This window comes from Amycolatopsis vancoresmycina, from assembly GCF_000716785.1.
Taxonomy (GTDB): domain Bacteria; phylum Actinomycetota; class Actinomycetes; order Mycobacteriales; family Pseudonocardiaceae; genus Amycolatopsis; species Amycolatopsis vancoresmycina.
The window spans coordinates 19,890-39,106 of the sequence record NZ_JNYY01000020.1 but is presented as its reverse complement, the minus strand read 5'-3'; the positions used below and the strand labels follow the sequence as shown (position 1 = coordinate 39,106).

At 72.4% G+C, this 19,217-nt stretch carries 18 protein-coding genes and 1 pseudogene; 9 read left to right on the top strand and 10 right to left on the bottom strand.

Features of this window, described 5'->3' with window-relative positions:
* The gene (locus OO60_RS35925) at positions 1-795 is read left to right on the top strand and encodes a TetR/AcrR family transcriptional regulator (RefSeq protein ID WP_003061603.1); all 795 of its coding nucleotides are present in this window, start codon (positions 1-3) and stop codon (positions 793-795) included.
* On the opposite strand, the gene OO60_RS35920 is transcribed toward OO60_RS35925, so the two are convergent.
* From OO60_RS35920 to OO60_RS35895, 7 genes and pseudogenes are all read right to left on the bottom strand, one after another.
* Entirely contained in the window at positions 773-1,540 is a 768-nt protein-coding gene (locus OO60_RS35920; RefSeq protein ID WP_033263058.1) for a methyltransferase domain-containing protein, read from the bottom strand. The two genes, OO60_RS35925 and OO60_RS35920, sit on opposite strands and share 23 nt — an antisense overlap.
* Positions 1,514-1,717, bottom strand: a pseudogene (locus OO60_RS47980) (putative acetyltransferase); the annotation flags it as partial. The pseudogene OO60_RS47980 and the gene OO60_RS35920, both read right to left, overlap by 27 nt.
* A complete protein-coding gene (locus tag OO60_RS35915) occupies positions 1,714-1,944 on the bottom strand; it encodes a glutaredoxin domain-containing protein (protein WP_003061609.1) in 231 nt (76 codons plus the stop codon). The pseudogene OO60_RS47980 and the gene OO60_RS35915, both read right to left, overlap by 4 nt.
* Positions 1,941-4,046 carry a phage holin family protein gene (locus OO60_RS35910; RefSeq protein WP_003061611.1) on the bottom strand — a complete coding sequence of 702 codons (2,106 nt, stop codon included), beginning with the start codon at positions 4,044-4,046 and terminating at the stop codon, positions 1,941-1,943. Before OO60_RS35910 ends, OO60_RS35915 begins: the two co-directional genes overlap by 4 nt.
* Positions 4,043-4,624 (bottom strand): DedA family protein, encoded by a 582-nt coding sequence (locus tag OO60_RS35905; protein WP_003061615.1) that lies wholly within the window; start codon positions 4,622-4,624, stop codon positions 4,043-4,045. Before OO60_RS35905 ends, OO60_RS35910 begins: the two co-directional genes overlap by 4 nt.
* Positions 4,621-5,403: an MBL fold metallo-hydrolase gene (locus OO60_RS35900; protein ID WP_003061618.1), complete on the bottom strand. Its 783-nt coding sequence runs from the start codon at positions 5,401-5,403 to the stop codon at positions 4,621-4,623. Before OO60_RS35900 ends, OO60_RS35905 begins: the two co-directional genes overlap by 4 nt.
* A gap of 145 nt (positions 5,404-5,548) precedes the next feature.
* Positions 5,549-7,708 (bottom strand): terpene synthase family protein, encoded by a 2,160-nt coding sequence (locus tag OO60_RS35895; protein ID WP_240490601.1) that lies wholly within the window; start codon positions 7,706-7,708, stop codon positions 5,549-5,551.
* A 165-nt stretch (positions 7,709-7,873) separates the two neighbouring features.
* On the opposite strand from OO60_RS35895, the gene OO60_RS35890 reads away from it, so the two are divergent.
* Complete coding sequence (locus OO60_RS35890; RefSeq protein WP_003061622.1) at positions 7,874-8,170, top strand: GNAT family N-acetyltransferase; 297 nt, start codon at positions 7,874-7,876, stop codon at positions 8,168-8,170.
* A 151-nt stretch (positions 8,171-8,321) separates the two neighbouring features.
* Positions 8,322-9,338, top strand: coding sequence for a S1 family peptidase (locus OO60_RS35885; RefSeq protein ID WP_003061625.1), 1,017 nt, complete (start codon positions 8,322-8,324; stop codon positions 9,336-9,338).
* A gap of 55 nt (positions 9,339-9,393) precedes the next feature.
* Here OO60_RS35885 and OO60_RS35880 read toward each other — a convergent pair whose 3' ends face one another.
* Together OO60_RS35880 and OO60_RS35875 are read right to left on the bottom strand one after the other, a co-directional pair.
* Positions 9,394-10,017: an SAM-dependent methyltransferase gene (locus OO60_RS35880; protein ID WP_003061628.1), complete on the bottom strand. Its 624-nt coding sequence runs from the start codon at positions 10,015-10,017 to the stop codon at positions 9,394-9,396.
* Between the two features lie 76 nt (positions 10,018-10,093).
* Positions 10,094-11,671: a discoidin domain-containing protein gene (locus tag OO60_RS35875; RefSeq protein WP_003061631.1), complete on the bottom strand. Its 1,578-nt coding sequence runs from the start codon at positions 11,669-11,671 to the stop codon at positions 10,094-10,096.
* 171 nt (positions 11,672-11,842) lie between these two features.
* Here OO60_RS35875 and OO60_RS35870 point away from each other — a divergent pair, with 171 nt between their 5' ends.
* From OO60_RS35870 to OO60_RS35855, 4 genes are all read left to right on the top strand, one after another.
* Complete coding sequence (locus OO60_RS35870; protein ID WP_003061634.1) at positions 11,843-12,574, top strand: SDR family NAD(P)-dependent oxidoreductase; 732 nt, start codon at positions 11,843-11,845, stop codon at positions 12,572-12,574.
* An 88-nt stretch (positions 12,575-12,662) separates the two neighbouring features.
* Positions 12,663-13,862, top strand: coding sequence for a cytochrome P450 (locus tag OO60_RS35865; protein WP_003061638.1), 1,200 nt, complete (start codon positions 12,663-12,665; stop codon positions 13,860-13,862).
* 9 nt (positions 13,863-13,871) lie between these two features.
* Positions 13,872-14,705, top strand: a complete 834-nt coding sequence (locus tag OO60_RS35860; RefSeq protein ID WP_033263037.1) for an SCO6745 family protein — start codon at positions 13,872-13,874, stop codon at positions 14,703-14,705.
* Positions 14,706-14,757: 52 nt separating this feature from the next.
* On the top strand, positions 14,758-15,513 hold the full coding sequence (locus tag OO60_RS35855; protein ID WP_033263036.1) for an SDR family NAD(P)-dependent oxidoreductase: 756 nt from the start codon (positions 14,758-14,760) through the stop codon (positions 15,511-15,513).
* Between the two features lie 57 nt (positions 15,514-15,570).
* On the opposite strand, the gene OO60_RS35850 is transcribed toward OO60_RS35855, so the two are convergent.
* Complete coding sequence (locus OO60_RS35850; protein WP_033263035.1) at positions 15,571-16,122, bottom strand: CGNR zinc finger domain-containing protein; 552 nt, start codon at positions 16,120-16,122, stop codon at positions 15,571-15,573.
* Positions 16,123-16,221: 99 nt separating this feature from the next.
* On the opposite strand from OO60_RS35850, the gene OO60_RS35845 reads away from it, so the two are divergent.
* Positions 16,222-17,082 carry an alpha/beta fold hydrolase gene (locus OO60_RS35845; protein WP_003083235.1) on the top strand — a complete coding sequence of 287 codons (861 nt, stop codon included), beginning with the start codon at positions 16,222-16,224 and terminating at the stop codon, positions 17,080-17,082.
* Positions 17,083-17,149: 67 nt separating this feature from the next.
* Entirely contained in the window at positions 17,150-19,201 is a 2,052-nt protein-coding gene (locus OO60_RS35840; protein ID WP_003083236.1) for a PQQ-dependent sugar dehydrogenase, read from the top strand.
* The last annotated feature ends 16 nt before the right edge of the window (positions 19,202-19,217 follow it).

Here is a 19,217-nt window from a genome sequence, read left to right as displayed (position 1 = left end):
GTGGTCGTCTTCGCGGGTCAGGGCGACGCCCGCCGGTCCATGGAGCTGCTGTGGGGGCCGCGGGTGGGGGCCCCGCGCACGGGCCCGGGACCCAAGCCGGGCCTGTCCGTCGAGGCGATCGTCGCGGCGGCGATCGAGATCGCGGACGCCGAGGGCATGGCGGCGCTGTCGATGCGGTCGGTGGGCGAGCGCCTCGGCCGGACGGCGATGGCGCTCTACACGTACGTGCCGGGCAAGACCGAGCTCGTCGACCTGATGTACGACCGCACGCTGGGGGAGCTGCCGTCGGCCTACCCGGACTCCGGCGGCTGGCGTGTTTCTGCGTTGGCACTGGCCGACGCCCTGTGGGACCTGCACCTGCGCCACCCCTGGCTGCTGCAGGTGTCACCGGCACGGCCGGTGCTCGGCCCGGGGGAGTTCCACGTGCAGGAGACGCTGCTGTCGGTGCTGGCCACGACGGGGTTGCCGCTGACGCGGGTGCGCTGGGTGGTGTCGGCGTTGTTCAACATCGTGCGCGGATCGGTCCAGGCGGCGGCCGAGTCCCGGCAGGCCGCGACCGAGACGGGACAGTCCGAAGAGGACTGGTGGTCGGCGCGCTCGGTGCTGCTGGGCGAGCTGGTCCCGGACCTTCCGTCCCGGTTCCCGACGGTGGCTCGGCTCGGCGAGGAGGGCACGTTCGAAGCGACCGGCGAGGCTTACCTGGAGCGCGAGGCCCGGCTGTCGTTCGAGGCGGGCCTGGAGCTGCTGCTCGACGGCGTCGACGCGGCGATCGTCAAGGCTTCCGGGCCTCGATGAGGAACCTCGTCGTATGGGCCACGAACGGGCCGTCACGCTCGATCAGCTCGTGCAGTTCCTTCAGCTTGTCCCGATACCCCTCGACCGTGAACCCCGGCACCATCCAGATCACCTTGCGCAGGAACCAGACCACCGCGCCGATGTCGGAGAACTCCGTGCGCAGCGACTCCGAGCGCAGGTCGACCACCTCCAGGCCGGCCGCTTCGGCTTCCCGCACCGCCCGGTCCGGGTGGCGGCTGTTGCGCGCCTCCTCCGGTTGCGGGCCGAGGAAGAACTCGACCAGCTCGAACACGCTCGCCGGGCCGACCTGCTGGGAGAAGTAGCTGCCGCCGGGGCGCAGGACGCGGGCGATCCCGTGCCAGTCGGTCGTCACCGGGTGGCGGCTGGACACGAGGTCGAACACGCCGTCGCCGAACGGGAGGGCCTCGGTGGCCACGACGACGACCCCGCGCGGGCGGAGGCGGGCCGACGCGCGGGCCACGTTCGGTGGCCACGACTCGGTCGCGGCCGTCAAAAGGGGCAGCGCCGGGCAGCCGTCGAGGACTTCGCCGCCGCCCGTTTCCACGTCGAGGGCGGCTTCGACCTGGGCGAGCCGTGCGCCCAGCAGCCGCTGGTAACCCCAGGACGGACGCTCCTCGGTCGCGCGCCCGTCGAGCCAGGAGAAGTCCCAGCCGTCGACGGGCTCCGCCGCCGCCTCGGCGACCAGCTCGTCGAACCGCGATCTCCGGACCGGCGGCGGAGGCACCGGCTTGGTGAGGGTGACCGAGGCCAGGTCCACCACCACCGGACCGCGCCGGGTTTCCACCGTGCACGTGGTTTCGTCGCGGGCCACCAGGTTCCCGAGCGCGTCGGTGAACCCGCCCCCGATCCGGTAGCGGACGACCACCCGGGTGCCCAGCGGCAGCTCCCGCAGCAGCTTCACAGGCGCGCGCTCAGCTCGTCGTCCGACGGCTCGACCAGGAACGATCCGTCCGCCCAGACGATGGTCGGGATCCGGCGGGCGCCGTCCTGCAGCTCGCGGACCCGCTGCTCGGCGGCCGCGTCCGCTTCGACGTCCACATAGGAGTACTCGACGCCTTCGCGGTCGAGCAGTGCGCGGCTGCGCTTCACGTCCGGGCACCAGCTCGCGCCGTAGACCGTCAGCTTCACGAAACTACCTCCGTAACCGGGGTTTCCACCGGGGCGTGCCCCAACTCTGCCAGCCAGCCGCGGAACACCCGGTGCAGGGCCTCCGCGCCGACGACCTCGTCCGGAACCGCGAACTCGCGCGGGTGCACCACGAACCCGCGCTGCTGCGGGCCGCCCAGCCCGCCGTGCGAGCCCACGTGCGTCTCGAACGGGGACGCCTGGTCCGAATCCGGGTCGTAGCGGCTGTTGATCATCACGTCCGCGCAGTGCGGGAACGTGTCCACCCGGCGGATCAGCTCCGCCGCGTGCTCGCCGTACGGCAGCAGCGGGTCCTCGCCGATCACCACGCCGGAAGCGAGCCGGTGCAGGCCGTCGCGGCCCAGCACCACCGGGCCGAACTCGCGGCTGCGCACCAGCAGGAACCCGACGCCGGGGTGGTCCACCAGCGACGGCAGCAGGTCGGGGTGCTCGCGCTCGATCGTCTCCAGCTCGACGCGGCCTTCGTGTTCGGTGAACGACACCATCGCGAGGTGGCCCGACACGACCACCACCACCCCGGGCGCCACGCGGGTCACCGCGCCGGGCGAACCGGACGTCGTGCGCGGCCGGTCTTCGGCGCACTCCGCGTCCTCCACACGGGCGCGCAGCCGCCGCGCGATCAGGCCGCCGCTCTTCGTCGCCTCCGCCAGAGCCGCGTTGATCTGCCAGCTTTCGGCCTGGCGGCGCTTGCCCGCCGACGGTGACGGCGTGCCGCCGCACAGGCGGCCGACGTACGCCTCGATCGTCTCGCCGAACCGCTGCGAGAACGCCTGGCCCTGGGTCTGGCCGTGGTCCGACAGCGCGACGACGTGGTAACTGCGAGGAGCGAGCCGCGAAGCCCGGTGCAGCCGCGCGATCTGCTGGTCGATCGAGCGCAGCACCGACAGCGTGTCGAACCGCTCGATGCCGGAGTGGTGCGCGACCTCGTCGTAGCCGAGGAAGTCCGCGTACACCACCGGCCGCCCGGCGAGCATGTCGCCGAGGATCGCCGACACGACGACGTCCCGCGCGATCACCGTCGTCCCCGGCCTCGCGAGGGGGTACCAGCCGCCGCGCGGGACCCGCGGCACGACCCCGGCGCGGCGCTGGCGCACGGACGCGTTGATCTCGCGGAAGACGTCGGCGAGCGCGACGGCGAACGTGCGCAGCGCGTTGACCGGGTTCGCGAAGTAGGCGTAGTAGCCCGCGCCGAGCCGGTCGCGGTGCCGTCGCAGCAGTTTCTTCGGCACCAGCACCGGGATCGAGCTCATGGTGAGGCTGACGTGGCCGGCGTCGCCGGAGAACAGGTTGCCGCGGCTCGCGCCGTCGCCGGCGAGCAGCCCGCGCCCGTCGGAGTGCCGCCGCTCGATCTCCGCCGCGTCGGCCGGGTGCGCGCACGCCATCACGTGGTCGCGGTCCTTTTCGTACCAGCGGAACCCGAGGATGTCGTGGTTGGAGCCGTGCAGGATGCCGCAGACGCTCGCGCCGGTCTGCGAGCTCCAGTCGGTGTGCCACCGGGTCAGCGCGTGGCTGCCCTCGGCGAGCCACGCGGCGAACGTCGGCATGTCGCCGTCGCGGACCGCGCGGCGGACGGTGTCGAAACCGAGGCCGTCGATCTGCAGGAACACCACGCCGGGCGGCTGGTCCGCCGCCCCGGCCGCCGGGGCGTGGCGACGGCGGCGGCGCGCGGCGCGGCGGAAGAAGATCTCGTCCTCGTCGATGGCCAGCAGGCTGGAGATGAGCACGCCGACCGCGGCCATGCCGAGCGTGACGAGCACGGCGCTGCGGAAGTCGGCGATCTCCACGCCGGGCACCGTGCGGAACACGGCCAGGGTGCCGGCGCCGATCAGCAGGAACCCGAAGAGGCCGAAGGTGAAGAACGCCAGCGGGTAGGCGATCCGCATGACGAGCGGCCAGCCGACGGCCGCCAGCAGGCCGAGCAGCAGCGCGCACACCGTCGGCTGCCACCAGTGCGTCATCCGGAAGCCGGGTAGGAGCACGTCGAGCAGGCGCAGGGCACCGGTCACGGCGACCCACACCAGCAGCGCGCGGGCGACGGCCCGGCCGCCGCGCAGCAGCCTGCCCTTCGGCGCGGTCGTCGTCACACCCGCTCCTTGGTCCGGCGCCGCCACCGGGCGATCACGTTCGTCAGGACGGTGACCAGCAGGACCAGCACCGTCGCCAGCAGGGTCGCGATCAGCGGCGAGTCGAAGATGCCGCCGCTGACGATGCCGAGCACGGCGTACGCGCACGCCCAGAGCACGCACGCGCCGAGCGCGGCGGGCAGCAGGCGCCGCCACGGGTAGCTCAGCGCGGCCGCCGCGAGCAGCACCGGGATCCGGCCGGCCGGGACGAGCCTGCCGATCACGACGAGCTGCCAGCCGCGCCGGGCGAACTGCTCGCGCGCCTTCTCGAGGCGTTCGGCGGGCTGGCGGCGGCTGATCCAGCGGAACGCGGCTTCGCTGCCCAGCCGCGGGATGCCGAACGTCACGACGTCACCGAGGTAGGCGCCGAGCGTGGCGAGGACGATCACGAGCGGCAGGGACAGGTGGCCGGTCGTCGTCGCGACGGCGGCCGCGGCGCCGACGACCGCGCCGGTGGGCACGATCGGCACGATCGAGCCGAGCAGCACGCCGCCGAACACCGCCGGGTACCCGACGGCGGCCGGGTCCGTCCAGTTCACGCGCGGTCCGTCGGCGCGGGGAGCACGACGTCGGCGCCGGGCTCGGTGAACAGCACTTCGGTCTGGCCTTTCGCTTCGGCGGCGAACACGCGCGGCGGGTCGGCCAGCAGCCGCCGCATCCGCGCGGTGCGCCGGACGCCGGGGAGGGCGAGGGTGCCCCAGTGGACCGGGACGGCCGCGCGGGCTTGGACCAGCGCGGCGGCCTGCGCGGCGCGGGCGGGGTCGAGGTGGCCGGGGCCGAGGTTCGGGCCCCAGCCCCAGACGGGCAGCAGGGCGACGTCGACCGGGCCGAGGTCGCGCATGCCGTCGAAGAGGTCGGTGTCGCCCGCGTTGTAGACCCGCTTGCCGTCGCCCTCGAGGAGGTGCCCGAGGGCGGGGCTCTGCGGCCCGTGGGTCAGGCGCGGGCCCCAGCGGTGCCCGGAGTGGACGGCTTCGGTAGCGGTGACGGTGAGCCCGCCGTCGGTGAACGTCTCCCCAGGCGCGATTTCCTCGACGCGCGTGAAGCCCTTCCTGGTGAGCCAGGAACCGGCGCCGCGCGGGACGACGATCCGGGTGCCCCGGCCGAGCAGCCGCAGCGACGGCAGGTGCAGGTGGTCGCCGTGCAGGTGCGAGACGAGGACGAGGTCGGCGCCGGCGTAGCTGCCGGGCGGCGGCGGCGGAACGACCCGGATGAGCCCGCCGACGCGCGCGGTGAGCACGGGATCGGTCAGCACGACCCGGCCACCGAGTTCCAGGCGGACGGTCGAATGGCCGAGGAAACGCAGGTTGAAGCCGCTCACGCCCCGAGTATCGCCTCCGCCGGAGCCGGACGCCCGGCGGAGTGGCCAGGGCAACGCCGTTCAGCGATCCCGGCGGGCCGGTTGGCGTACCCAGACGGTCGGTTGGCGTGCCCAGAGGGTCGGTTGGCGTGCCGGGCGGGTCGGGTTAGGGGGCCACGGGGAGGAGGGCCGAGATGCGCAGGGCCGAGGTGCCGAGGCCGGTCGGGCCACCGAACACCGGAACGGCCGCTGCCGGGTGGTAGTTCAGGTCCGGTTCCGTGTAGCGGGCCGAGTTCTCGTGCCAGTGCACGATTCCGGCCAGCCAGTCGCGCAGCTCCTGGACGAAGCCTTGCAGCAGCTCCTCGGTGGCCTCGTCGCGGTACAGGGCGGGCAGCTCGGTCGCCGCCGCGTGCTCGAACTCCGCCAGGCGGGCGTGGACCAGGTCCGTCACCACCTCGGCCGCACGCTCCTCCGTGCAGTCCAGGAAGTTGCGCACCACCAGCACGGCGTTGTGCAGCTCGCCTTCGTACTGGATCTCCTTGCGGTAGGAGTACAGGTCGTTGGCCAGGGCCGCCACGTCCGCCGCCGCGTTCTCGAGGGTCTGCACCGGGCGCGTCCGCTGCAGCTCCGGCGGGATCGCCCGGCCGCGCGAGAGGGTCATCGTGAGGTCCGCACCGAACGTCCGGCGCCGCATCCCGACGTAGTCGATCGGGTCCGGGATGCGGTTGTGGGCCTGGTTCGCCAGCTCCCAGAGCCAGCTCGACGTCATCGTCTCGACCGCCCGGCGCACGGCGGGCCTGCGCTCCGCCGGGGTCCGTGGCCAGAGGTCGGCCAGGCCCGTTTCCAGCGCCGTGGCCGGCGTGGGCATCGGCAGGCCGTCCACCGGCATGAAGGCCGCCAGCCGGCGATTGGCCGTCTTCGCGCCGGCGAGGTCGCGGGTCGCGCCGAACACCAGCGGGTAGTAGTCGTCGGCGTAGGTGCGCCAGGTCAGCCAGTCGCTCGTGACGTCGAGGGCGTCGGCCGCCGCGTCCGGGAGGATGCCCGCCGCGCACAGCGGCAGGTCGGCGGCGCGCAGTTTCCGCTCGTCCCACACCACGCCGTCGAGGAAACCCTGCTGCCGCGCCCAGTCGACGTTCCGGGCGCGGGCCTCGGCCAGGTGCGGGCTGAGCCGCAGCGGCAACGGCAGCTCGAGCGACGGCTGCGGCACGCCGGCTGCGGAAAACGGCGCCGAGCCGTACGCCCGCAGCCGTTGCGGCGCGGTGGCGAGGACCGAGGCGAAGATGCGGGCCGCGGAGGTGCCGAAGCCGTCGTGGCCGGCCGGCGCGCCTTCGTTCATGTACCGGCTGGAGCGCAGGTGCCATTCGTGCCCGCCGGCCTGCCAGTCCTGCAGGCCCTTGACGTACGCGAACGTCGCCGCCCGCGCGGCCGCGTCGACGCAGTGTTCGTCGAACAGCGCGGGCACCTCGGTGAGCGCCGTGTGCTCGAACTGGTGCAGCCGCGAGGTGATCAGGTCGTTGACCGCGTCGGCCGCCTGCTGGGTGGGCAGCCCGAGGAACTTCTCGAACACGAGCACGCCGTTGGACAGCTCGCCCTCGTCCTGCACCTCGCGCTGGTAGGAGAACAGGTCGTTGCGGAGGTGGACGCTGTCGGCGAAGCAGTCGCGCAGCACCTCCATCGGCCGGGACGCGGCGATCGCGTCCGGCACCTCGGCGTGCACCGAGTGCTCGACCAGGTTCGCCGACCACGGCGCGCCGCCGACCTTCCGCCGCATCTCGACGTACTCGATGGGGTTGGCGAGCCGGCCCTCGTTGATGTTGGCCAGTTCCCACAGCGACTCGTCCAGCAGCGCCTTCGTGCTGGCGGCGAACCGGCGCCGCCAGCCGGCCGTCCGCTGCGGGACCGTCCGCTGCCACAGGTCGGCGAGGCCGCGCTCGACCGGGTTCTCCGGCGCCGCGGTGATCTCGCCTTCGGCCGGCATGAACAGCTCGAGCCGGTCGAGGTAGGTGCGCGCGCTGTCGATGTCGCCGGTGCGCTTGTAGAGCTCGAGGAAGTGGTCGTCGAAGTAGAAGACCCAGACGTACCAGTCGGTGATCAGGTCGAGCTCGTCGGCGCCGGCGTCCGGGTGCGTGTACGCGCAGAGCAGGGCGTAGTCGTGGGAGTCGAGGTCGCGCTCGGTCCAGATCACCGTGCCGTGCTGCGGCACGTCGATCATGTCCAGCTCGCGCGCCCACGCCTTGCTGTGGGTGCGCGCCCGGTCCAGGTGCGGGTTCAGGCGCGCCGGGTAGGGCAGGTAGAACTCGGGGAGGACGAACGGCTGCTCGGGCACACCGCGAGGCAACCAGCCGGCCGCGGTGTCCGCCAAGGGGAACAGCCGCGAAGCACACGAACGGGACGGGCGCTTCCCCCGGCCGGCCCAGCGGCGGGCGGGCCCGATCGGCACGCGGTGGCGGGCCGTCGCACGATGGGGGATGTCCCCGAGCGAGGAGAGCAGATGACCGACGAAAACCGGGTGGTCGACAACCCGGACGAAGACCGCTACGAGCTGTGGGCGGGGGAGAAGCTGGCGGGGATCGCGCAGTACAGCTTGCGCGGTGACCTGACGGTCTTCACCCACACCGAGATCGACGACGCGTTCTCCGGGCAGGGCCTGGGCAAGGTACTGGCCGCGGGCGCGCTCGACGACGTCGTCGCGCACGGCCGGACGATCGTGCCGGTCTGCCCGTTCATCGCCGGGTACCTGAAGAAGCACCCGGGCTACGAGGACCACGTCCGCTGGCCGCGGGAGTAGGCCGGAAGCCGCACCGGCACTGGGCCGTCCGGGTGATCTGAGAGGTATGTCCGGTTCCCTTGGTTATTAACCAACCTTCGTCGGTAGTGCGTTGGTTGCCTGGCAACGAAAGTGTCGGCACAGGCTTCGAACGGCAACCTGGAGGAAGTTGATGACTCCCCGGAAGACCGCCCTCAAGACCCTCGCCGTCTTGTCGGCCGCTGCGCTGACCAGCGGTGTTTGCGCCTCGGCGGCCACGGCGTCCCCACTGGCCTTCGCCGAACTGCAGGCGCACGCGATCACCAGTGCCACCCAGGTGGCGAACGCGCTCGGTGCCGCGTCGGGCGGCGTTTACCTCGAAAACGGCAAGGCTGTCGTGAACGTCGTCGACGACGCCGCGCTGCAGCGGGTGCAGGCGGCCGGCCTCACCGCGAAGAAGGTCAAGCACACCTTCGCCGCGCTCACCGGCGTCAAGAACCAGCTGGACGCGGTGAAGGGCGTGCCGCAGACCGCGTGGGGCATCGACACCAAGACCAACCAGGTCGTGGTGAAGGTCTACGACGCCGCCAGCAAGGCGACCGCCGACAAGGTGTCCGCGGCCGCCGCGAAGTACGGCGACAGCGTCCGCGTCGAGCACCGCACCGGCAAGCTGTCGCTGTACATCGCCGACGGCGACGCGATCCAGAACAGCCAGGGCCGCTGCTCGCTCGGCTTCAACGTGACGCGCGGCGGTTCGCCGTTCCTGCTCACCGCGGGCCACTGCACCAACCTCGGCGGCACCTGGTCCGGCGGGGACGTCTCGGGCGCCCAGGTCGTCGAAAGCGACTGCCCCGGCGCCGACTCCGGCCTGCTGACCCGCCCGAACGGCAGTGGTCCCGGCGAGATCAACACCGGCCAGCCGATCACCAGCGCGGCCGCGCCCACCGTCGGCGAGCAGATCCAGAAGCAGGGCTCGACCACCGGCGGCGGCAGCGGCGAGGTCACCTCGGTCGACGAGTCGGTCAACTTCGACGTCGGCGTGCTCAACCACGAGTTCGGCACCACCGCGCACACCGACCACGGCGACTCCGGCGGCCCGGCCTACGACGGCTCCACCGGCCTGGGCACGCTGTCCGGCGGCGACACCGTGACCAGCTACTTCTACCCGCTCACCCTCGAGCTGCAGGCGTACGGCCTCGAGCTCGCCTGAGCCCGCGCGAGGGCCCGCTCACCGCCGTCGGGGGAGGTGAGCGGGCCCTCGCACGTCACGCCTCGAGCCGCCGCGCGCGGTAGACGGCGTCGGTGTGGTGGCCCTCGCCGCGCGTCTCGCACGTCTCGACCAGCCACTGCCACGCGTCACCGAGGTAGCCGGTGATCTCCTCCGGCTCGAAGTACAGCTCCTCCGGCGGCTTCTGGCCGTCGAACTGCCGCATGGCCTTCGGCGAGTGCCCGACGACCAGCAGCGAACCGCCGGGCCGGATCGCCGCCGCGGCCGCGGTGAAGACGTCCCGGCGCAGGTCCGGCGGCAGGTGCATGTACTGCGCCGAGACCAGGTCGTACCGCGCTTCCGGCCGCCACTCGAGGATGTTGCGGTGCAGCCAGTTGACCGTCACGCCCGCCTCGGCGGCGGCTTCCGCCGCGCGGGCCAGCGCGGTGGTCGAGATGTCGACGCCGTCGACCGTCCAGCCCTGCTTCGCGAGCCAGATCGCGTCGCCGCCCTCGCCGCTGCCGAGGTCGAGCGCGTGCCCGGGTTTCAGCCCTTCGACCTCGGTGCGCAGGTTGACGTTGACGTTCCCGCTCCAGATCCGGTGCTCGTCACGCTGGTACATCGCTTCCCAGAAGTCCTGCTTGAGCATGGCGTCGACGGTCATCGGGTGGTCGTGGGGCATGGTTCCTCCTCAAGGACGTCCCCCGAGCATGCGGACAACGTCCCCGAGAAGGCAAACTCCGTTGCCGGAATGGCAACTAACTCCCGTACACCTGCATTTCGTACAGCGAGTAACCGTACGACGTGCCGCGCGTGCCGCCGTTCATCCGGACGTACCGGCCGGAACCGGTCAGGCCGGTGAGGTCGTCCGTGCCGCCGTTGCCGGTCGTGGTGCTGTAGATCGTCGTCCACGTGCTGCCGTCGGCGGACGTCTGGATGCTGTACGCCTTGCCGTACGCGGCTTCCCAGGTCAGCTTGACGTGCGAGACGGCCTTCGTGGCGCCGAGGTCGACGCGCAGCCACTCCGCGTTGCTGCCTTCCTTGGACGCCCAGCGGGTGCTCGTCAGGTTGCCGTCGAAGGCCGCGCCCGCCGGGTACGACGACGATTCGGTGGACGACGCCGTCGCGGTTTTGCCTTGTGACAGCAGGGTTTCCGGGCCACCCCCGCCGGTCACCGTGACCCCCAGCGAAGCCGTCTTCGTCCCGCCGGTGATGGTGATCGTCGCCGAACCGGCGGACGCGGTCGCGGCGGCGGCCACCGTGACGGTCGAGGACCCGCCGGCCGGCACCGACGCGGGGGAGAAGGCCACCGTGACACCCGCCGGAGCGCCGCTCGCGGACAGCGTGACGGCGTCGGTGGAGGTCACCGTGGCCGTCGCGGACGCACTCGGCGCGACCGACACCGACGACGGCGTCACGCTGAGGCCCGAGGGGCTTCCGGCCGCGGTGAACGTCCAGCGGGCCTGGGTGCCGGAGCAGCTGCCCGCGGTGAGCGTGGTGCCCGAGGCGCGGAAGCACTTCTTGCTCGTCTGGATGTCGGAGATCGTGCCGTCGGGGTTGATCGACCACTGCTGGGCCGGGCCGCCGGTGCAGGTCTGCAGCACGATCGAGCTGCCGGAGATGCCCGCGCACTTGTCGTCGATCACGAGGAAGGCGCCGTGGAAGGTGAACCGCTGCGCGTCGCCGCCGGTGCAGGTGCCGACCTTCAGCGTGGTCCCGCTGCCGGGGGCCTCGAGGCAGGTGCCGGTGGAGTTGTTCTTGTACTGGCCGACGGTGGTGTTCGGCTTCGCGCCGCCCCAGCACTCACCGGTGCCGGTGTTGAAGATCGGCGTGGCGTCGTAGGGCTCGTCCGACGGCGGGTCGACGACGACCGGCTCCATGACCGGCGTGTTGTCGGGGTTGTAGTGGGTGAGCGCGTCTTCGCAGTCGATCGCGTCGAAGGCGCTGCCGCCCTTGCCGCCGAGCCAGAGGTCGATGTGCCGCAGGCCGGGGCCGCCGTTCGGGCCGTGGCTGTTCCAGTCGTCGGAACACTCGTCGCAGCCGTCCTCCATGATGAAGTACTTCTTCACCCGCGGCACCCACACCTTGGTGCCGGGCTTGAGTTCGTCGCTGCTGGTGGCGAAGGTGATCGGGTCGGCGTAGCTGCCCTTGCCGCCGGCCGTGCTGTGGATCTGCGGGTAGGAGATGTCCCCGCCGGGCGGGGTGTTGTCCCACCAGCCGTAGAAGGTGAGGAAGGTTGGCTGGGTGGTGGCCGCGCTCGCCGTGGACGCGCCGCCGAGGGCGGCGGCCAGTGCGAGGAACAGGGTCACGACGAGCACGAGCGCGCGCCGGGTCATGCTGCCTCCGGGAGGATCGGGCGGAAGGTGACTGCGGCGTGGGTCCAGGTTCGCCGGGTGACGCCGTGCCGTCAAGACTTATTCGTAAAGTTTCCTAACAAACCGCGCCTGATGTCCCGCTCGACGGGAAACCGTGCTCGGTCAGCGCTTTCCTCGGTCAGGATGGGCGGTATGAGCGAACAGCGGGAAATCGTGGTGACCGGCGGCGGCACGGGCATCGGGCTGGCGATCGCCGCCCGGTTCACGGCGGCGGGCGAGCGGGTCACCGTCACCGGCCGCCGCAAGGACGTCCTCGAAGCGGCGGCGGAGAAGATCGGCGCGCGGGCGGTGGCCTTCGACGCGAGCGACCCGGCGGCCGTGCAGGCGGCGCTGGCCGAGCTGCCCGGGCGGGTCGACGTCCTGGTCAACAACGCCGGCGGCAACACCGACCGGGTCCGGGAGGCGCCCGCGGCCGGCGACCTGGCGGGGCTGGCCGACGCGTGGCGGGCGAACTTCGACGCCAACGTCATTTCCGCCGTGCTCGTCACCGAAGCGCTGAAGCCGCGCTTCACGGACAACGTGCGTGTCGTGACACTCGGCTCCATCGCGGCGAAGCAGGGCTCGGGCTCGTACGGCGCGGCCAAGGCGGCCATCGAAGCGTGGAACACCGACCTCGCGCGCCGGCTCGGCCCGGCCGGGGGCACGGCGAACGTCGTGGCGCCCGGCGTCGTCCTCGACACGGAGTTCTTCCACGGCACGCTGACCGAAGAATGGCTGAACTCCCGGATCTCCGCGGCGTTCAACCGGCGCGCCGGCCGCCCGGAGGAGGTCGCGGACGCGGTCCGGTTCCTCGCCGAGCCGGGCGCCGCGCACATCACCGGCCAGGTCGTGCCGGTGAACGGCGGCGCGTACGGCGCTCGCTAGGCCATCCGGGTCGAAGGGGCGGCGGGCGGCCGCGGTCGTCTCCAAGGTGGAAGTGTCCAGACCACCGGAAGAGAGAGTGTGATCCGCCGTGACGGCAGCACCCACCACCCCGGCCCTCCCGACGACCCGACCGGCCGGCTGCCCGTTCGACCCGCCCGAGGACTACGCCACCCGCCGGGAAACCGCGCCGACGTCGAAGGTGCGGTGCCCGGCGGGCATGGACGCGCACCTGGTGACGCGCTACGCCGACGTCCGCGCGGTGCTCGCCGACCGCACGATGAGCTCGCGCGGCGCGTCGTCGGTGCACGTGAACCCGGACGCCGACCTCGACGAGGAGGTCAGTCCCGGCTCGATCATCCAGCTCGACGGCCCGGCGCACTCCCGGCTGCGGAAGAAGGTGATGGCCGAGTTCACCGTGCGGCGCGTCGAAGCGTTGCGCGGGTACGTCCAGGAGCTGGTGGAGAGCCACCTCGACGCGATGCTCGCGAAGCCGGGCCGGGCGGACCTGGTGGCGGACTTCGCGTTGCCGATCCCGTCGCTGGTGATCTGCGAGCTGCTGGGCGTCCCGTACGCGGACCGGTCCCGCTTCCAGACGCAGAGCACGACGCTGGTCAGCACCGACGCCACCCGCGAGGAGAAGCAGCGGGCCTACGACGAGCTTTCCGGGTACCTGGCGGAGTTGTTCACGGAGAAGCAGGGGAATCCGCAGGACGATCTGTTCAGCAGGCTGATTTCCGCCGGCGCCGGTGACCCGCTGACGATGGAGGAGCTGGTCGTGCTCGGCCTCAGCCTGCTGGTGGCCGGCCACGAGACGACGGCGAACATGATCGCGCTGAGCACCCTGGTGCTGCTGGAACACCAGGGCGCGCAGGACGCCGTGCTCGCGGCGCCGGATCGCGCGGTCGAGGAGCTGCTGCGGTACCTGTCGGTGGTGCAGTTCGGGGTGCTGCGGTACGCAACCGCGGACGTCCGGGTCGGGACGCAGGACGTGCGCGCGGGGGAATGGCTCGTGGCCGCGCTGAACTCGGCGAACCGCGACGAGGCGGCGTTCCCGGGCGCGGACGAGCTCGACTTCGGCCGCGAGTCGCCGCGGACGCACGTCGCGTTCGGGTTCGGGGCGCACCAGTGCATCGGGCAGCAGCTGGCGCGGGTGGAACTGCAGGAGGCGTTGACGCGGTTGTTCCGGCGGGTGCCGGGGCTGCGGCTCGCGGTACCCCGGGAGGCGTTGGTGTACAAGCACAACACGCTGGTGTACGGGGTCCGGGAGCTGCCCGTGGCCTGGGGTTAACGTGAGCCGGTGAGGATCGAACGCCGGCTCTGGGCCGCCGTGGAGCCGTTGCACGCCGTCGTCTACTTCGCGCCCGAGACGGCCGAAGCGGCGAAGGCCGTCGGCTTGCGCGGGTACTGGATGGGGTACTTCGCGGGACGCCTGGCCCCGCTCGGCCCGATCGGCCCCGAGCCGGCGACGGCGGTGCTGTTCTGCTTCGCACCGGCGATGGTGGCGCGGGCCCTCCCGGACGCGTGGACCTTCGCTTCGCCCGCGGACGTCGTCGCGTCCCGGCTGGCAGCGGTCTCGGCGGCGTTGCGGCGGGTGCTGGGTGACGGGCACGAGGAGCTGGTCACCCTCCTGGAGCGGGCGGTGGGTGCGTGCCGGTGCGACGGCCGCCCGCTGGCCGCGGCCTGGGCGGCGGTGCCGGAGCCCGCGGATCCGCTCGCCCGGCTGTGGCGGGCGGCGACGATCCTGCGTGAGCACCGCGGCGACGGGCACGTCCTCGCGGCGGTCCACGCGGGCCTCGGCGGCCTGGAGACCACCCTCACCCACATCGGTGACGGCGTACTCGGCCGAGCGGACGTCGAACCCCATCGTGGCTGGTCGGAGGGCGACTGGGCGACGGCGGCGGCGGGCTTGCGCGACCGCGGCCTGCTGGCCGCGGACGGCCGCCTGACGGAGTCCGGGACGGCGGTGCGGCGTCGCATCGAGGCGGACACGGACCGCTTGGCGGCGGCCCCGGTGGCGGCCTTGGGCAGCGACGTCGAGCGGCTGCTGGAGCTGGCGGAGCCGCTGAGCCGGGCCGTGATCGACGCGGGTCTGGTGCCGGTGCCCAACCCGATGGGGGTTTCGCGGCCGTAGTGGTCGATTCCGGGCGGGCCCGTTCGACGCAGGGGTGACCACGGGAGGTTCCATGACGTTGCTCGAAGGCAAGAACGCGATCGTCTACGGCGGGGGCGGCCGGATCGGCGCGGCGGTGGCCGCCGCTTTCGCCGCGGAAGGCGCGCGGGTGTTCCTCGCCGGCCGCACGCGCGGGCGGCTGGAGCCGGTCGCGGCACGCATCCGCGCGGCCGGCGGCCGGGCCGAGACGGCGGAGGTCGACGCCCTCGACGAGCGGGCGGTGGACGAACACGCCGACGCGGTAGCCGCCGAGGGCGGCATCGGCATCTCGTTCAACCTGATCGCCCACGGTGACGTCCAGGGCAAACCGCTGGTGGAGATGGCGCTCGCGGACTACGAGCGCCCGGTGACAACGGCGGTGCGCACCCAGTTCCTGACCGCCCGCGCGGCGGCCCGCCACATGGTCCCGCAGGGGAGCGGGGTGATCCTGTTCTTCGGCGGCGCGGCCGACCCGGTGCGCGAGTTCGCGGTGGGCGGGCTGCAGGTGGCGTTCCACGCGCTCGAGGCGATGCGCCGCCAGCTGGCGGCCGAGCTGGGCCCGCACGGGATCCGCACGGTGACGCTCCGGACGGGCGGCGTGCCGGAGACGTTGCCGGTGGGCTTCCCGGGCCGGGCGGAGCTGGAGGCGAACATCGCGGGCAAGACGATGCTGGGCCGCGCGGCCACCCTGGCGGACGTGGGCGAGGTGGCGGCGTTCGTGGCCTCGGACCGAGCCCGCACGATGACGGCGGCGACGGTCAACGTGAGCTGCGGGGCCCTCGTCGATTAACGCGGGCTGCCGGGTTCCGGCCCGGTGCGGGGCTTCCGGCCGAGCCGCTCGGCGCCGTCACCGCGAACCTTCGCGCTGCTCCACCACCAGCCGCTGGTGCCGCGCCGCCCGGACCCGGTCGCCGCACGTCGTCGAGCACCAGCGGCGGCGGGCGTGCTCGCGCAGGTAGTACCGCACGCACCCGTGTGCCTCGCACGGGCGCACCAGTGGCCCCAGCTCGCCGCTCACCACCTCGATCGCGTCGCGCGCCAGCGCCGCCACCGCCGCGTCGAAACTCCCCGGCCGGGTGCTGTGCCACGACCGCTCCGGCCCCTCGCGCCACGCCAGCTGCGGTGCCGCCGCGTCGGCGCGGGCCGCCGTGTTCACCGCCTCCACCGCGTCCGGTGACGGTGTCCGCTCCGCCGCCAACGCTCCCAGCAGCTCGCGGACCGCGGTGCGCAGGTCCCTCAGGCGACCCAGCTCGCCGGCGTCGACAGCGGGCAGCCGTAGCCACGAAGCCGCGCCCTCGGGGGAGCCCAGGTCGTCCACCTGCCCGCCCGCCATCAGCCGCCACGTGTTGACCAGGGCCAAGGCCGTCGAACGGTCCTCGCCCGGTGCTGCTGTGACCACCTTCGCCTCCCGGAATCCGGTCCCCAGTGTCCCCGACTGGTTGACAGCCTACCGCGTCTCATGGATAAATGACCAAGTAACCGTGAGATGGGAGCAACCATGCACCACCGCTACGCCACCGTCGCCGGGCATCGGCTCTTCTACCGCGAAGCCGGCCCCGCCGACGCGCCCACCGTCGTGCTGCTCCACGGCTTCCCGACGAGCTCGCACATGTTCCGGCACCTCATCCCGCTCCTCGCCGACCGCTACCACGTCATCGCCCCCGACTACCTGGGCGCGGGCGCCTCCGAGGCACCGTCGACGAGCGAGTTCACCTACACCTTCGACGCGCTCGCCGAACTCACCCTCGGCCTGCTCGACCAGATCGGCGTCGGCCGCTTCTCGCTCTACATCCAGGACTTCGGCGCGCCCGTCGGCCTGCGGATCGCCGCCGCCCACCCCGATCGGGTGACCGCGATCGTCACCCAGAACGGCAACGCCTACGTGGAGGGCCTGGGCGCCGGGCTGCCGCAGAAGCTCGCCGCCGGCACGCTGACCGACGAGGACCTGCGCGGCATGGTCACCCTGGAAGCCACCAAGGCGCAGTACCTCGACGGCGTGCCCGACCCGTCGCTGGTCAGCCCGGACGTCTGGATCCACGACCAGGCCCTGCTCGACCGCCCCGGCGCCGCCGAGATCCAGATGGCGCTGCTCGCCGGCTACCACCACAACATCGGCCTGTACCCGAAGTTCCACGAGTACTTCCGGACGAGCCAGGTGCCGCTGCTGGCCGTCTGGGGCGGCAACGACGAGATCTTCGTCGCCGACGGCGCCCGCGCCTACGCCCGCGACCTGCCCGACGCCGAAATCCACCTGCTCGACTCCGGCCACTTCGCGCTGGAGACGCACCTGGACGCGATCGCCGGGTACATCCGCGGCTTCCTCGGCCGGGTCCTGCCCGTTGACCGGGACGCCGGTTGACCATCGGACTCGGGCGCTCGTAGGGTCGATCCGACCTCCGCCGTCGTCATCAGCCATGGAGGACGGTATGAGCCGACTGATTCGGGCGGGGGCGATCGCGCTCGCACTCGCCGCCGCGACGATCACCCCGGCGGCGGCCGCGGATCCGCTGCTGTCGCAGGGAAAACCCGTCACGGCCTCGTCGTCGGGCGGGTGCTGCCCGGCGGCGAACGCGGTCGACGGCGACTCGTCGACGCGCTGGGCGAGCGCGGCCGGTGTCGATCCACAGTGGATTTACGTCGACCTCGGCGCGACCGTGCACGTGAGCCGGGTCCGGCTGCAGTGGGACGCGTCGTGCGCCACCGCGTACGAGATCGACACCTCCGCCGACCACGCCACGTGGACGAAGATCTACGCCACCACCGCGGGCAAGGGCGGCGTCGAAGACCTCACCTCGCTGGACGGCACCGGCCGGTACGTGCGGGTGTACGGCACCAAACGCTGCCGCACCGACGCGTCGAAGGGCTACTCGCTGCAGGAGTTCGGCGTCTACGGCTCGGGCGGTGACGTCGAGCCGCCGTCACCGCCCGGCACGCCGACGCTCGTCGGGGTGACGGCGACCAGTGCCACGATCGAGTGGACCGCCGCGACCGACAACTCCGGCGTCACGGGCTACGACGTCTACCGCGACGGCCAGCTCTGCGCGAGCACGACCGGCGCGCTGACGGCGACCTGCGGCAACCTCGGCCCGAACGGCAGCTACGGCTTCTACGTCAACGCGCGCGACGCGGCCGGGAACGTGTCGCAGGCCAGCGGCACCCTGATCGTGAAGACGCCGCCGTCCGACGACCACACGCCGCCGTCCCCGCCGACGGACGTGCACACGACCGCGGTCAACAGCACGTCGATCGGCCTCGCGTGGACGGCGTCGACCGACGACGTGGGTGTCGTCGGCTACCGGATCTACAGCAGCGGCACGCAGATCGGGACGTCCGACACGACGAGCACCACGCTCGGCGGGCTGACCGCGAACACCGCGTACCACCTGCAGGTGCGGGCCATCGACGGGAACGGCAACCTGAGCGACCCGAGCACGCCGGTGCTGGACGTCACGACCACCGGCGGGTCGAGCTGCACCCCGTCGCAGGGCGTCTGCGGCGCCACCCAGGTCGGCACCGACGACGACGTCGTGTGGGGCCTGGTCACCCTGCCCGACGGCACGATCCTCTACAACCAGCGCGACGCGCACGACATCGTCCACCTCAACCCGAAGACCGGGGCGAAGAAGACGATCGGGACCGTGCCGAACGTGCAGAGCACCGACGGGGAAGGCGGCCTGACCGGGCTGGAGATCAACCCGGTGTCGTTCGGCTCCGACCACTGGCTCTACATCATGCACACCTCGCCGAACGACAACCGGATCGTCCGGATCAAGTACGACGCGGCCGGCGACTCGCTGACCACGAGCACCGAGCAGATCCTGCTGACCGGCATCGCGCGCAACAAGTTCCACAACGGCGGGCGGCTGCGGTTCAGCCCGGACGGCCGGTACCTGTTCGCGGGCACGGGTGACGCGCAGAACAGCAGCAACGCGCCGAACACGAGCAGCCTCAACGGAAAGGTGCTGCGGATCGGCCCGGACGGCTCGATCCCGGCCGACAACCCGTTCCACAACGCGGTGTGGAGCTACGGCCACCGCAACGTCCAGGGCCTGGCGTTCGACTCGCAGGGCCGGTTGTGGGAACAGGAGTTCGGCAACAGCATCATGGACGAGACGAACCTGATCGTGAAGGGCGGCAACTACGGCTGGCCGTCGTGCGAAGGGACGTCGGGTTCGTGCGACGGCTTCATCGCGCCGAAGAAGACGTACCCGGTGGCGCAGGGCTCGTGCAGCGGCATCACGATCATCCACGACGCGCTGTACGTGGCGTGCCAGCGCGGGACGCGGCTGTACCGCGCGGTGATCAGCGGCAGCTCGCTGACGAACTTCCAGACGTTCTTCGACGGCACGTACGGGCGCCTGCGCACGGTCGAGCCGGCGCCGGACGGCCAGATGTGGCTGGCGACCAGCGTGGACGGCGACAAGGACAGCACCCCGCACAACAGCCACAACAAGATCCTGCGGGTGTCCGTGGCGTGAGGGTGACGCCGCGCTG